Annotated in this window: 11 protein-coding genes; 7 read left to right on the forward strand and 4 right to left on the reverse strand. The window is 41.8% G+C overall.

Annotated features, from left to right (window positions below):
- Positions 1-1,167 (forward strand): sodium/glutamate symporter (gene gltS / locus SE27_RS12335; RefSeq protein WP_455549997.1); only part of this gene is annotated, 1,167 nt, incomplete at its 5' end.
- A gap of 159 nt (positions 1,168-1,326) precedes the next feature.
- Here the strand turns inward: gltS and SE27_RS12340 are convergent.
- Complete coding sequence (locus SE27_RS12340) at positions 1,327-1,935, reverse strand: TetR/AcrR family transcriptional regulator (protein WP_039624254.1); 609 nt, start codon at positions 1,933-1,935, stop codon at positions 1,327-1,329.
- A 536-nt stretch (positions 1,936-2,471) separates the two neighbouring features.
- On the opposite strand from SE27_RS12340, the gene SE27_RS12345 reads away from it, so the two are divergent.
- From SE27_RS12345 to SE27_RS12355, 3 genes are all read left to right on the forward strand, one after another.
- The gene (locus SE27_RS12345; protein ID WP_039624070.1) at positions 2,472-4,253 is read left to right on the forward strand and encodes an acyl-CoA dehydrogenase C-terminal domain-containing protein; all 1,782 of its coding nucleotides are present in this window, start codon (positions 2,472-2,474) and stop codon (positions 4,251-4,253) included.
- A 104-nt stretch (positions 4,254-4,357) separates the two neighbouring features.
- Entirely contained in the window at positions 4,358-5,527 is a 1,170-nt protein-coding gene (locus SE27_RS12350; RefSeq protein ID WP_039624072.1) for a thiolase family protein, read from the forward strand.
- 96 nt (positions 5,528-5,623) lie between these two features.
- Positions 5,624-7,126, forward strand: coding sequence for a succinate CoA transferase (locus SE27_RS12355; protein WP_039624256.1), 1,503 nt, complete (start codon positions 5,624-5,626; stop codon positions 7,124-7,126).
- A gap of 65 nt (positions 7,127-7,191) precedes the next feature.
- Here the strand turns inward: SE27_RS12355 and SE27_RS12360 are convergent, their stop codons facing one another.
- The 3 genes from SE27_RS12360 to SE27_RS12370 all read right to left on the reverse strand — a co-directional run bounded on the left by SE27_RS12360 (position 7,192) and on the right by SE27_RS12370 (position 10,663).
- Entirely contained in the window at positions 7,192-8,334 is a 1,143-nt protein-coding gene (locus SE27_RS12360; RefSeq protein ID WP_039624258.1) for a DUF389 domain-containing protein, read from the reverse strand.
- 293 nt (positions 8,335-8,627) lie between these two features.
- Positions 8,628-9,995, reverse strand: coding sequence for a sensor histidine kinase (locus tag SE27_RS12365; RefSeq protein ID WP_039624074.1), 1,368 nt, complete (start codon positions 9,993-9,995; stop codon positions 8,628-8,630).
- Positions 9,992-10,663, reverse strand: a complete 672-nt coding sequence (locus SE27_RS12370; protein WP_039624076.1) for a response regulator — start codon at positions 10,661-10,663, stop codon at positions 9,992-9,994. Before SE27_RS12370 ends, SE27_RS12365 begins: the two co-directional genes overlap by 4 nt.
- A gap of 108 nt (positions 10,664-10,771) precedes the next feature.
- Here SE27_RS12370 and dsbD point away from each other — a divergent pair, with 108 nt between their 5' ends.
- The 3 genes from dsbD to SE27_RS14555 all read left to right on the forward strand — a co-directional run.
- Positions 10,772-12,721: a protein-disulfide reductase DsbD gene (dsbD, locus tag SE27_RS12375; RefSeq protein WP_039624078.1), complete on the forward strand. Its 1,950-nt coding sequence runs from the start codon at positions 10,772-10,774 to the stop codon at positions 12,719-12,721.
- Complete coding sequence (locus SE27_RS12380) at positions 12,718-13,554, forward strand: TlpA family protein disulfide reductase (protein ID WP_039624079.1); 837 nt, start codon at positions 12,718-12,720, stop codon at positions 13,552-13,554. The genes dsbD and SE27_RS12380 overlap by 4 nt, the downstream gene beginning before the upstream one ends.
- Before the next feature lie 9 nt (positions 13,555-13,563).
- Positions 13,564-13,934: disulfide isomerase DsbC N-terminal domain-containing protein (locus SE27_RS14555; protein WP_455549998.1), on the forward strand; the 371-nt coding region annotated here is incomplete at its 3' end.

Genomic DNA, 13,934 nt, shown 5'->3' on the forward strand with positions numbered 1-13,934 from the left:
CTACTGGGCAGCATTTTGGTTCAGAAAATTCCTTTTCTGAAGAATTATAATATTCCTGAGCCGGTAGCTGGTGGTTTGATTGCTGCCTTATTATCCTTCATTTTATTCAAGTTCTTTAATATTAGTGCTAGCTTTAACAGTGAAATACAAAATATTTTGATGCTGATGTTTTTTACTTCCATCGGACTGAGTGCCAGTTTGATAAAATTGAAAAAAGGCGGCCGTGCACTTTTACTGTTTCTAATCTGTGTCTCGTTATATGTGTTGGTACAAAATGCGGTGGGAATGGGGTTAGCCACAATATTGGGCTTAGATCCGCTTATTGGACTCATTGCAGGATCCATCACCTTAACGGGTGGGCATGGTACAGCGGGTGCATGGGGAAGTATTTTAGAAACCCAATATGGTATTCAGGGTGCTGTAGTCTTAGGTATGGCCAGTGCAACCTTTGGTTTGATCATTGGTGGTGTGATGGGTGGGCCAATTGCTAAATATCTGATTAGAAAGCATCAATTGTCCGATCAGAGCTTGGCTGATAAGACGGATGGTGATATACCGCCCAATACAGATATTGCCCCGTTTGAGTATTCAAAAAAGACTCGATTAATTACCGCGCATAATGCGGTCACTACACTGGGAATGTTCGCAAGTTGTATTTACATCGCCAATTGGATGACAGACCTCAGTCAAGGGCAGTGGTTTGAATTGCCGACCTTTGTTTGGGCACTTGCCAGTGGCGTGCTGATTCGTAATAGTATTGAATACTTCTTTAAAATCAAGGTTTTTGATCGTGCCATTGATGTGTTTGGCAATGCGTCTTTGTCCCTTTACTTGGCTATGGCGCTTTTATCACTGCAATTGTGGCTTTTATCAGATTTGGCTGGCCCTTTAGTCATGATTTTGTTGGTACAAATGCTGGTTTTGGCTGCCTACACCACATTTGTTACCTTTAGAATCATGGGTAAAGATTATGATGCCGCAGTCATTTCAGCCGGTCATTGTGGTTTTGGCATGGGTGCAACCCCGACTGCGATTGCCAATATTCAAGCGGTAACCAACAGTTATGGTCCATCGCATAAAGCCTTCTTGATCATTCCATTGTGTGGCGCATTCTTTATTGACATTATTAATGCCGTGGTTATTCAGACCATTTTAAAGTTTTTTTAGTAGATGATTCGAGCACTTTTATAAACCTAAAAAACAGCCAATATGGCTGTTTTTTAGACTTTAAGTTTTATTGGATTGATGCACAGTTTAAACATGGAAACTGAGTCAGAATTGAGTAATCAAAGAATGCCCTTGTACCCCGCACTCACTTGAATAGCTTTAATGAATCAAAGAGATTTTATCCGGTGTCATGAGTGCCTGATTGATATAGAGTTTAATTAAACGTTCACGCGAACCAATTGATTTTTGATAATGTGTTGAGTTCAGTAATAGTGATGCTCCGTAAGTGACCGTCCAGATATAGGATAAATAATCACGAATAGACATTGCGCTTTCTAAGGAGGTTAGATATTCACCGGTCATATCTCTGATTTCAATAATTCGTTCTTCGCGAATGGCGTACAATTGCTCAAATAACTCTTTTAAGTTTTTTTCATTATTGGTTAGTCGGTCTTCAATGACATGTAATAAAATAGTACGATTTGAATTTAACATATTATAAAGCATGTATTGAGAAACATAGGTTTTAATATTATTTTTATATTTTTTTGAAATCTCTAATAAGCGATGTTCATTTAAAATAATCAGTTCTAAGTACAGTTGATTCTTACTTTTAAAATGTTTATAAATGGTGCCTTTGGCGATATCTAGTTCAGAGGCCAGCTCTCCTAAAGTAATATCTTGATTGTTATCTAGCAACAGGGTTTCTGCCATGGCTAAAATTTTCTCTTTACGCAGTAGAAAATTCTGTTGGCGTACGGTATTCATTACAATCGTCCCAAAAGACATAAAAAGAAGCTCAAATAGCATATACCGGTCAAATAAAAATGACTATTCCACTATTGTCGGATACAGCTTTAAATCAAGAGTTAGGCAGCAGCACTCAGGTGATTCAATTTTTTAATCATCTAGCTAAAACTAAAAGTCAATAAATGTGAACCTGCGAGGTCAATAATCATCAATAAAATTCCAATTCAGTAATAATTATTTTATTGTCTGCTTGCACTGAAATCTAAAAATGCCCATTACAGCGCAAGCGACTGATATTTTAATCAGACAAGGTTTCAGTCATCTATTGAAAGCCTGCGTTTTATCGATGTAATCTGGTTTTAATGAACTTAGAAAATATGCGCGAGTGTCTAAGGCAATGCATTAAAGATCGGCTGATCTATTTTAGATATTTAAAATGTGATTCCAGATATTTAAATATATGGGATAAAAAAATTTACTATTTTATTCTCGCTTGTTAACAGTTTAAAAGGCGCTTCAATATTCAACGTGGAGTGCTTCACAAGGAATGCAATATGCCGCTTTATAACGCACCACTTAAAGAGATGGACTTTATTTTAAATGACGTCTTTAAGGCCGAAGATTTTTGGCAAGCGAACACTGATTTGGCTCATCTTGACATGGCAACAGCGAATGCCATTTTACAAGAAATGGCAAAATTTTCTAAAAATGTCATTTTAGATTTAAATCGTTCAAGTGATGAAGCAGGTGGTGCTCAATTTAGTCAGGGTGTGGTGACCACGCCTAAAGGCTTTAAAGAGGCTTTTAAGCAATATGCTGACGGTGGTTGGATTGGTTTAGGGGCAGAAGAAGAGTGGGGCGGTCAAGGCATGCCCAAAATGCTGACGGTTCTTGCCGATGAGATGATTTGGGCCACCAATCCATCCTTTATGCTGTATCCGTTACTGTCAGTCGGTGCCGGTATGGCATTGAATAACTATGCTTCACAGGAACAGAAACAGACTTATTTGCCTAAAATTTATAGCGGTGAATGGTCAGGCACCATGTGCTTGACGGAGCCACAGGCAGGCACAGATTTAGGCATGATTAAAACCAAAGCTGAAGCCAATATAGACGGCTCTTACAACATTACCGGAACCAAAATCTTTATTACCAGTGGTGAGCATGATCTCTCAGAAAATATTATTCACTTGGTGTTGGCTAAAACCCCCCATGCACCGGCAGGCTCACGCGGTATTTCATTGTTTATTGTGCCGAAATTCTTAGTCACTAGCGAGAGAACATTGGGTGAGCGCAATACAATGGGCGCAGGTTCAATTGAACATAAAATGGGTATTAAAGGTTCTTCAACCTGTGTATTGAACTTTGATGGCGCCAAAGGCTTTTTGGTCGGTCAAGAAAATGAAGGGCTTGCGGCCATGTTCGTGATGATGAACTACGAACGTTTGTCTATGGGAATTCAAGGTTTAGGAGCCTCTGAATTTGCCTATCAAAATGCTGCACAATATGCAACTGATCGCTTACAAGGGCGCAGTGCAATGGCAATACAATCTCCAGAAAAACCCGCCGATTCAATTTTAGTTCATGCGGATGTTCGTCGTATGTTACTGAATGCGCGTGCCAACAATGAAGCGTCTCGGGCATTTGCCGTGTATGTCGGGCAACAATTGGATATCACTAAATTTTCAAGCGATCCGGTCGCGGTTAAACAGGCTAATCATCGTGTTGCACTGCTTATTCCGATTGCCAAAGCGTATTTAACCGATACGGCTTTAGAGGCGGTACTTGATGCACAAATGGTCTTTGGTGGTCATGGTTATATTCGTGAGTGGGGCATGGAGCAGTGTGTGCGTGACCTGCGGATCTCACAAATTTATGAAGGTACCAATGGAGTGCAAGCGCAAGATTTAATCGGGCGCAAAACCATTCGCAATAATGCTGAATATCTCACTGAATATTTGGCTGAAATTCGTGAGTGTGTAATGACCTTAGATGATACATTGGCCATTAAAGCTGCAACTTTAAATGCATGTACGCAAGTAGAGCTGATTACCCAATTCATTCTGGAGCATGCAAAAACAGCGCCTGATTTTGCCAATGGTGTTGCTGTACATTATTTACATGCCATCGGTTTGCTCAGCTTCAGCTATATGTTTGCCAAGATAGCGCAAGCTGCCCAGCTGAAAACAGCAGCATTTTATCAAAATAAACTGATTTTGGCGCAGTACTATGCAGAGAAAATTTTACCTCGCTTAATGGTCAATATTGTGCAAATTAAAGCCGGTTCAAACCTAATGATGCAATTGTCAGACGATTACTTTACCGCACAAGCTTAAGCATGGCGTTAAGATTTAAATTGAAATTTGATATCGATGGAGATGATATACGCGCGATTGTGCGCTTATATTAAACAACAGCTATAAATAAAAGGATGAATCGAATGATTGTGATTGTAAATGCAGTGCGTACCGCAATGGGTGGTTTTCAAGGATCATTGTCTGGCTGTAGCGCACCAGATTTAGGTGCCGTGGCCATTCAAGAGGTGGTGGCACGTGCCGGCTTAAAGCCAACAGATATTGACGAAGTAATTTTTGGCTGTGTTTTACCGGCAGGTTTAAAACAAGGTCCGGCCCGTCAAGCCATGCGTCAAGCGGGCTTGCCCGATTCAACCGGCGCCACCACCATTAATAAAATTTGTGGCTCGGGAATGAAAGCAGTTATGCAGGCTGCAGATGCCATCAAGGCCGCTTCTGCACAGATTGTGGTGGCCGGCGGCATGGAATCAATGAGTAATTCACCTTATTTACTTGAAAAAGCACGAACCGGTTACCGCATGGGACATGGTCGAATTATTGATCATATGTTCCAAGAAGGTTTAGAGGATGCGGAAACGGGTCTTTCCATGGGGATACTTGCCCAAGACATGGCCGATCAGAAAGGTTATACGCGCAAGCAGCAGGATGCTTTTGCCATTCACTCTTTAAATAAAGCCGTGACGGCAATTCAAAGTGGCTATTTTAAAGCTGAAATTGCGCCTGTCACGGTTTCAAGTCGTAAAGGCGATGTACGGGTTGAGCAAGATGAGCAACCGCTTAATGCCAAAGCTGAAAAAATTCCGACTTTACGTCCCGCATTTAAAAAAGACGGCACCATTACGGCTGCAAATTCGAGCTCTATCAGTGATGGTGCTTCTGCTTTGCTCATTACTTCAAGCGAGATTGCCGCTGAACGTGGTTTACAGCCTTTGGCTCAAATAGTCGCGTATGCCAGTCACTCACAGCATCCTTCTGAATTTACCATTGCACCGGTAGGCGCCATTGAAAAGGTGTTAAAACACACGGGTTGGAGTGTAGCTGAGGTTGATCTTTGGGAAATTAATGAAGCCTTTGCCATGGTCACCATGTGTGCCATAGACGCCTTTAGCTTAGATGAAAGCAAAGTCAATGTGAATGGCGGCGCGTGTGCACTGGGCCATCCTTTGGGGTCATCGGGATCACGTATTATTGTTACACTCATTCATGCGCTTAAACGTACGGGTGGCAAAAAAGGTATAGCTGCATTATGTATCGGCGGCGGTGAGGCGACTGCAATTGCCGTGGAACTGATCTAATCCCAGACCATTAATATATCAATAATCACAAAAAATGCCATGATTCTGGTGCGCTGGCATCATGGTGAAAATGATGTTCATTTTGAGATTTTTTACATGAAAAATGGTTTAGAACGTATTCGCTTGCTCTGCTTACGTGACAAAGTAATGTCTGCTGAACAAGCAATTGAATTCATTCAACACGGTGCTGTGGTCGGTTTGAGTGGTTTTGGCGGTGCAGGCGAGGCAAAATCAGTTCCACTGGCTTTGGCTGATCATGCCCAACAGCATCCTTTAAAAATTACTTTAGTCACCGGTGCAAGTCTGGGCAATAAAATTGATGGTCGTTTAAGCGCAGTCCATGCCATTCAACGTCGTTATCCTTATCAAGCAGATCCTGATTTGCGTAAAGCAATTAATGCAGGTGAAGTGATGTATATCGATCAGCATTTATCTGAACTGGCTGATAATATTCGTCATCATAATTTACCGCGCATTAATGTAGCGATCATTGCTGCAACGGCCATTAGCGAAGATGGTCTGATTATTCCCACAGGTTCATGTGGCAATTCAGCCAATTTTATTGAGATGGCTGAGCAGATTATTATTGAAATTGATCAGACCATTAATCCGGTACTTGAAGGCGTGCATGATGTTTATGTACCCAAAGCTCGTCCAAATCGTGGCCCCATTCCTTTGACTCAGGCCGGAGATCGTATAGGAGCGACAGGCATTCGAGTCGATCCTGAAAAAATCTCTGCAATTGTTTTAAATGAGATTCCCGATACTTCTTTTCAAATGGATGAACCTGATGATGATACTTTATCGATTGCCCAACATTTAATTCAGTTCTTTGAACATGAAGTTGCCACAGGACGTTTACCCGAAAATCTAGGGCCATTACAGTCAGGAGTGGGTTCTATTGCCAATGCCGTTTTTTCCGGCTTTGCACATTCTAACTTTAACCATTTAGAAATGTATTCTGAAGTGTTACAGGACTGTACATTTGAATTAATTGATTCTGGAAAAATGACTTTTGCCTCAGGCTGTTCAATGACCTTATCCGATGCCTGTGCCAAACACGTTATGGAAAATTTTGAAAAATATAAAGATAAAATTGTACTGCGTCCGCAAGAAATTTCCAATCATCCTGAACTGATTCGCCGCTTAGGCATTATTGCCATCAATACTGCGCTTGAGTTTGATATTTACGGAAACGTGAACTCCACTCATGTGGCCGGCAGTAAAATGATGAATGGGATTGGAGGATCGGGCGATTTTACCCGGCATGCCCATCTTGCAATTTTTGTGACCAAGTCAATTGCAAAAGGGGGCGATATCTCATCTGTGGTACCGATGGTGAGTCATACCGACCATACAGATCATGATATTGATATTTTGGTGACCGAACAAGGCTTGGCCGATTTACGTGGTTTGGCTCCACGTGAGCGTGCGCGTCAGATTATTGATCACTGCGCTCATCCCAGTTATCGCGCGGCATTAAATGATTATTTTGACCGAGCTTGTGACCAAGGTGGACATACACCGCACATTCTTCAAGAGGCATTGTCATGGCACGCCAATTTTGAAGAACTTGGCCACATGCAACAGATGGCATAAGAATAGAGATAAACATTAAAAATCCATTGCTGAATGGATTTTTAATGATATTTATCGGGTCATGATCAATTTTTGTTTTTGACCAATTTAGCTGCTTCTGTTTGTTTAATATTAAGGTTTGGACTATTGCGTGCTTCAATAATTTCAACTGGAATAAAACGCACTTGCACGATACTCAACTCTTTTTTTAGATCTGCTTTTAAAAGCTCATTGAGCTTTTCAACATCGCTGGCTTGTGGCGGAGTATCTCCTCGAATGACCACGCGAATGAGAGTGAAATCTTGACGTTTATCAAATTGAATGGTGTCGATAATATTATTATTTTTATTGAAGAACTCGGAGATATCTGCATTTACCTTATTTTCATACAGTTGTTTATTTAACATATGGGTAAAATTAAAGCTCAAATACACGGTTAAGCTCAATAAAAACAATAAACTAATGAAATTTCGTTTAATAAATTCAACCACTGTACTTTTAACTTCAACGTCAGATCCGCGTCTAAAACCGGTTAGCCATAAAACCAAGGATGAGCTGACTTGAATGGCCACAATGTTGGTCAGAGCCAAAATAAATGCGTTTCCCGCATTTTTCCATTCCATATGCGCCAATAAAATCCCGCTGGCCACCAAAGGAGGCACTAAAGCCGTTGCAACAGCCACACCCACCACCGCCACAGAAAGCCGTGGAGAGACCGCTGCAAATGCGCCTGCTGCACCACCGGCTAAGGCAATCATCAAATCCATAATGGTCGGTTGAGTACGAGACAGAATTTCTTGGGTAATGGGCAAATTAATATTGATTAGCCCTAACATAAAGCCAATGCTATAAATCATCGCTACCCCCAATACTAGGGTAGTAAAGGCCGTGCGAAACAGAATCCAGCGATTATCAATAAAAGCCAAAGCGATCCCAGAGATGGGACCCAACATCATTGCCACCAGCATGGCGCCAATCACCACCGCGGCTGAATCCGCTAACAAACCATAGCCGGCGATAATTGCAGCCAAGGCGTTCATAATGAAGAAGGTTTTACTGGGCAGTGCATCTGCCTGAATATTGAGCCGTACTTGTTTATGATCAATGGTTTTTGAGTTTTCTCGCAGTGCCTGTTTATACCAAAGCTTTTCTTTTAGCAATTCATACTTTTCTTGGTCTGGCGTTTCTTGAACAATAATGGTCGGATCTTCTTTTTTTTCAGTCGTCATAATCAATGGCCAGCGCGTGACTTTATTACAGACCATCTTAAGTTAACTGACTCGTGCTTGATAGTGAGTATTTAAAAAGCTATCCCGATTCTTCAGTCAACGTGTTACTGATTTGCGCAATAAATAGCCTAAGCTATAAAATAGGCTCAACAAAAACCAAGCTTAGACGCTTATTTAAGGCCAGATATAAGCTCAATAACGCGCAGCAATTAAGCCGATATAGACTAGTGCGAGAGATTTTGAGTAATACATCGATTCATACTTTTTATGGTTTACTTGATGCAGTACTGCATTTAAACAGATGAATTACGGCAAATAACCACCGTCAGTCCAGTCGGCTGATGATGACGAAACATAATTGAATAGCCATGCTTCTCTAGCAACACTTTCACCAAGTTTAAGCCCAAGCCATGGCCTGCACCTTGTGCTGATTTACGCCAAAAGCGTTGGCTGAGTAGCGTTAACTCATGATCGCTTACACCTTGTCCTTGATCGCTAACGATTAAGGTATTTTCTAACATAGAAATTTCAATCAATGTATTGGGTGCTGTATGTAAGTAAGCATTTTCAATTAGATTTTTCAACACAATCGCCAATGTTGCAGACGATAGATCAATTGCGGATAGACTGCACCAATCCACCTGAAGTCTGCTGTTAATATCTGCATATTTTTGCTGTAATGCAGTGATGACCTGCTCTAACGTCAGCCGTACTTCGCTCATCTCTATGCGCAACTGGCATTGATTTTCAATTTGGCTGAGCAGCAGCAACTGTTCCAATAATTGTTCATAGCGTTGCACACTGGTTTCGGCTTGTAGCATATTCTGTAAAATTTTTTCTGAGACTGGCTCATGTTGCACTAGCATTAATTTAGCCAATTGTACATGGGTTTTAATCGCAGTTAACGGACTACGTAGCTCATGTGCGGCAAAAGCACTCAAGCTTTTTTCATGTTCGAGCCGTTGATGCAAACTTTGAATAAATTCTAGTAAGCTATCGACAAAGGGCTGAATTTCATTGGGAATATGCTGTGTTTTTAGTTGCTGTAGATAGCTGGCTGTAGCAGATAAATGCTGTTTTTTTTCGATAATATTGTGGGTAATCTGATCTAAAGGCTGAAACTCAATACGAATAATCCATAGAATTAAAAAAATACACAGAATAAGGGTCAGAATCAACGGAATCAGTACCGATTGTAGAATCTGGCGCAACAAGGAATAACGCAGTTGTAATTTTTCTGCGGTCACCACCTGAATCTCACCTTTTTTTAGTACATAACTGCGCCACTCCACACCTTGGTCTTGCCACGTACTAAAGCCAAGTTTTTGTGTGTTTAAGCGCGCAGGTACACCTTGGGTTCGGGCAATGACACGCTGACCGGTTGAGATGTTGGCCCCAAAAATAGATATTTCACACGCGATTAAGTTTTGCGAAGCGGGCGCAGCATCCTGCGCTTCAAGGGTATTGACGACTTCATGTAAAGGCAGATGACGAATTAAGCGTGCCACCATATGCGCTGAACCCGAAAGGCGTTCATCTAATGTACTTTGCAGGCGTTTTTCTAAATCAATATATAACCAACTAAACACCAACGACCAAAGCAGCACGAAAACAGCAACAATACTAAACACCAAACGCCATTGAAGACTATAGCCCTTCATGGCGTTATCTCAGTTGTGCTGAACATATAACCGACACCACGTACGGTCTGAATAATATCGGCATGAATTTTTTGCCGTAAGTGATAAATATGGACATTGATGGCATTACTTTCAATGCTGTCTTGAAAGCCATATAGTTTATCAATCAATTGTTCATTTTTGAGCACTTGATCAGGATGCAACATAAAAATTTCCAACAGCGTATATTCACGTCGCGACAAGCTAAGTAAAGTTTCGCGGTAATAGGCTTGATGGGTGGCGCGGTTGAGCTTTAAATCACGCACTTGTAACAGATTGGATGAATAGCCGCTATGCCGGCGCGCCAAAGCATGAATTCTGGCCAGCAATTCATTTAAATCAAAGGGTTTAGTTAGATAATCATCTGCACCAGCATTTAAAGCTTCAATACATTGCTGTTTTTGATTACGTGCCGTCAGCACCAATACCGGAACGTGTAATTGATCTTGACGCCATGCTTGTAATAATTCTAGTCCATCTTGATCGGGTAAGCCTAAATCCAATAAGCATAGATCGACCGCACTGTGGCGAATAAAATAATCCGCCGCTCGCGCGGTACTAACATGTTCTACAGAAATCTTTAGATAGTCTAAAGCCGCGACAATACTTTCGGCAATATAGGGGTCATCTTCAACCAATACAACAAACATAGGCTTTCCTAAAATCAATATCCTATCTTACAAAAAAATACAGACCTTAATGCTCTCTTAATTCAGCAAGGTCGATAATAAGCTAAATATCATTTTAGATTGGAAGATATGTTCTCTCGAATATTTATGGGTGCCATACTCACGTTAAGTGGCACCTGCCTATTTGCAAATGAAGACTTTTTGCCTCCCGACCAAGCGTTTAAATTTCAAGCCAGCTCCACTGCAACGGACCAAGTAGAACTGCAATGGACGATTGCGCCAGAGTATTATCTTTATCATGATCAATTCAAAGTCAGTGTGGAGCAAAAAGACCTTGCGCTAAAGCTGCCAAAAGGCCAAGAAAAGGACGATCCCACTTTTGGTAAAACCGAGGTTCATTATAATCAGGTTGTGGCACAGTTTGCCGTGCAACCGAATCGTGAATATAGTGTGAAATGGCAAGGTTGCTCGGAAAACGGGCTGTGCTATCCTGTGCAGCACCGCAGTATTCATACCGATGCTGAAGGTCTACTACCCCAACAAAATCTAGCTAAAAGTCAGTCTGAGTCGGTATTTTTAAAGCCCAAAAAAGCCGCGCCTGCTAGTCCAGTTGCCAGCGCAACAACAGCGGATCCTGAATTAAACCTAGCGCTAACAGATCCAACGCTTTTGAAACAACCGCCGGTAGCCAAACCAGAGGGGATTGGCGCAAAACAGCCGATTCAAACGGCTACTTCTGCTACACAGGTGAGCGCATCTGCAATAGAGCAAAAAACCGTTGCTCCATCACCCTCTACAGCCGCATCCTTTAATCAAGAATTAAATAATGACCTGTTCTTTGTGGATTTGTTGTCTAATCAAAATGTCTTTTTCAATATTTTAATCTTTTTAGGCTTAGGTGTTTTACTGGCATTTTTACCCTGTTCCTTACCGCTGATTCCTATTCTATCGGGAATCTTAATTCAGCGTAAAAAAGGCTACAAAGCCACCTTGATTGCCTTAACCTTTATTTTGAGTATGGCTTTGGTCTACGGCATCATGGGGGTGATTGTTTCGCAGATTGGATTTAATATTCAACGCTGGTTTCAAAGTCCAGTTTTTATCAGTTTATTCGCGCTTTTATTTATTGTTTTTGCCCTGAATCTTTTTGGTTTATATCAACTGGCCTTACCGCAGAAATTATTACAACGCTTAGATCAAATTCAACAACGCCAAAAAGGCGGAACCTTACTCGGTGCAGGGGTGATGGGCGCGGTATCTGCACTGATTGTTGGGCCTTGCATGAGTGCACCACTGGCCGGTGCATTGCTGTATGTCTCGCATGTTGAGCAGAAATTTTTGGGTGGCTTTTATCTGTTTTTACTGGGTGTGGGGATTGGTATTCCTTTATTTATTGCCAGTGTGTTTGGGGCGAAATATTTACCTAAACCGGGTGCTTGGATGGATCGTTTAAAATTTAGTTTTGGTTTTGTCATGTTGGCCATGGCGATTTATTTTGCCCGCCCTTTGTTACCAATCAGTCTATATTTTATCGCTTTTGCTGCGGTGTTTTTGGCCATGGCGATTTACCTCATCCGTGTGGTCAAACATGTCGCCACTTTGCCTTATAAAATCTCCGTGCTGATTTTAAGCGCTCTGCTGGCAGGCAGTGGATTGTGGCAGCTTAACTTGGCCATAGCCAATGTCAATCCCGTACAAAATAGTCAGCTACAGCCGTGGATTATTGTCAATAATTCCGAGCAGTTACAAGCCGCCTTAGCCGCACATAGCACACAGCCCGTCATTATTGATGTCTACGCAGATTGGTGCGTAGCCTGTCAGCCCATTGAGCGTGAGGTTTTACCGTCGGCTCGCGTACAACAAGCGATTCAAAATGTAACGCGAATTAAGCTGGATTTAACCCAGTATGAACCTAGCCAAGATGTGCTACTCAAACAGTTACAGGTTTTAGGCCCACCGACCCTGCTGTTTCTTCAGCCCAATCAACACGAACGTCGTAATTTACGTTTGACCGGTACTTATACTGCTGCACAGCTGATTGAAAATGTACAGCAACTCACAGCGAGCAAAGGGCATTGATTTCCTCAGAAGCCTTACACATTGGCCGGTTGATGCTGCCTTGGTCGGTGATGATAATGATTATAGGATGGCTGAGTGTATTTTTTGTCGGTCAGTACTTTAAGTCGCGCCAGCATTGGAGTGATCTTGTTTGGCAGCGCTATAAAGATTCGCTCTGGAGTTGTATTTGGGTTGGATTACTGCTGGCGCGAGCTGTTTTTGTACTTAACCATTATGAGCTATATTTTGTACAGCCGATTAATATTGTTAAAATTCAGGATAAAGGATTTAATTTTTATGCTGGATGGATTGCCGCCGGCTTATGGTTTATTTGGAAAAACCGCCTATTAACACGCACTGTGCTGCTCAGCAGTGTACTGAGTTTTGTGCTGATACAAGGCCTTGGTATGGGGCTTTTAAAGTCCTTAACCGTACCACAGGCGTATCCGAATTTAAGCTTTACCGACTTAAAACAGCAGTCGCAACCGTTGGCACAACTGATCGGTAAACCGACCGTGGTGAATTTATGGGCCAGTTGGTGTCCGCCTTGTCATCGTGAAATGCCGGTGTTTGATCGGGCGCAACGGGATTATCCTAAGCTACAATTTATCTTTATTAACCAAGGTGAAAGTCCCGATACCATTCATGCTTATCTACAGCGCAATCAACTGCAACTGCAGCATGTATTGTTAGATCCTACCGGCACTATGGCCACTGAAATGAAGATGTTTGGTCTACCCAGTACTTTATTCTTTAATGCCCAAGGCCAGTTGCTGGAGCGACATTTGGGCGAGTTAAACCCGCCGATGTTGCAGCACTATATTGAAAAAATTACCGTTCAATCGACAGATTAGGAGTTTATGATGAAAAAAAGTCATGTTTCAAAATGGATACTGGGCTTGCTGTTTGCGCTCAGCGTCACGCAAGTTTCTGCCGCAGAATCAGCAATTAAGCAGCAACTGGCCAAAGAAGGTTTTAAATTTATTAAACAAATTGATGCACCCAGCCACATGACAGGTTGGGCGGGGCATATGCAGCAAAATCCTGCAACAGTCTTTATTGCCAATGATCAAAAATATTATATTGTCGGCGATTTATATAATGCCAAAGGCAGCAACTTAAGTGTGCAGGCATTGGATAAGCATGTTAAACAGTCGGTTTTAAATGATGTCTGGCAGGGCTTAGAACAATCAGCATGGATTCAAGATGGCAATGTGAACGCCGCACAAATTGT

It is taken from the genome of Acinetobacter harbinensis (assembly GCF_000816495.1).
Classification (GTDB): domain Bacteria; phylum Pseudomonadota; class Gammaproteobacteria; order Pseudomonadales; family Moraxellaceae; genus Acinetobacter; species Acinetobacter harbinensis.

Coding starts and splice junctions, on each gene's coding strand:
- SE27_RS12365 (WP_039624074.1), bottom strand. CDS start 9,995: ATGAAGGGCTATAGTCTTCAATGGCGTTTGGTGTTTAGTATTGTTGCT.
- SE27_RS12340 (WP_039624254.1), bottom strand. CDS start 1,935: ATGAATACCGTACGCCAACAGAATTTTCTACTGCGTAAAGAGAAAATT.
- SE27_RS12360 (WP_039624258.1), bottom strand. CDS start 8,334: ATGACGACTGAAAAAAAAGAAGATCCGACCATTATTGTTCAAGAAACG.
- SE27_RS12345 (WP_039624070.1), top strand. CDS start 2,472: ATGCCGCTTTATAACGCACCACTTAAAGAGATGGACTTTATTTTAAAT.
- SE27_RS12350 (WP_039624072.1), top strand. CDS start 4,358: ATGATTGTGATTGTAAATGCAGTGCGTACCGCAATGGGTGGTTTTCAA.
- SE27_RS12355 (WP_039624256.1), top strand. CDS start 5,624: ATGAAAAATGGTTTAGAACGTATTCGCTTGCTCTGCTTACGTGACAAA.
- SE27_RS12370 (WP_039624076.1), bottom strand. CDS start 10,663: ATGTTTGTTGTATTGGTTGAAGATGACCCCTATATTGCCGAAAGTATT.
- dsbD (WP_039624078.1), top strand. CDS start 10,772: ATGTTCTCTCGAATATTTATGGGTGCCATACTCACGTTAAGTGGCACC.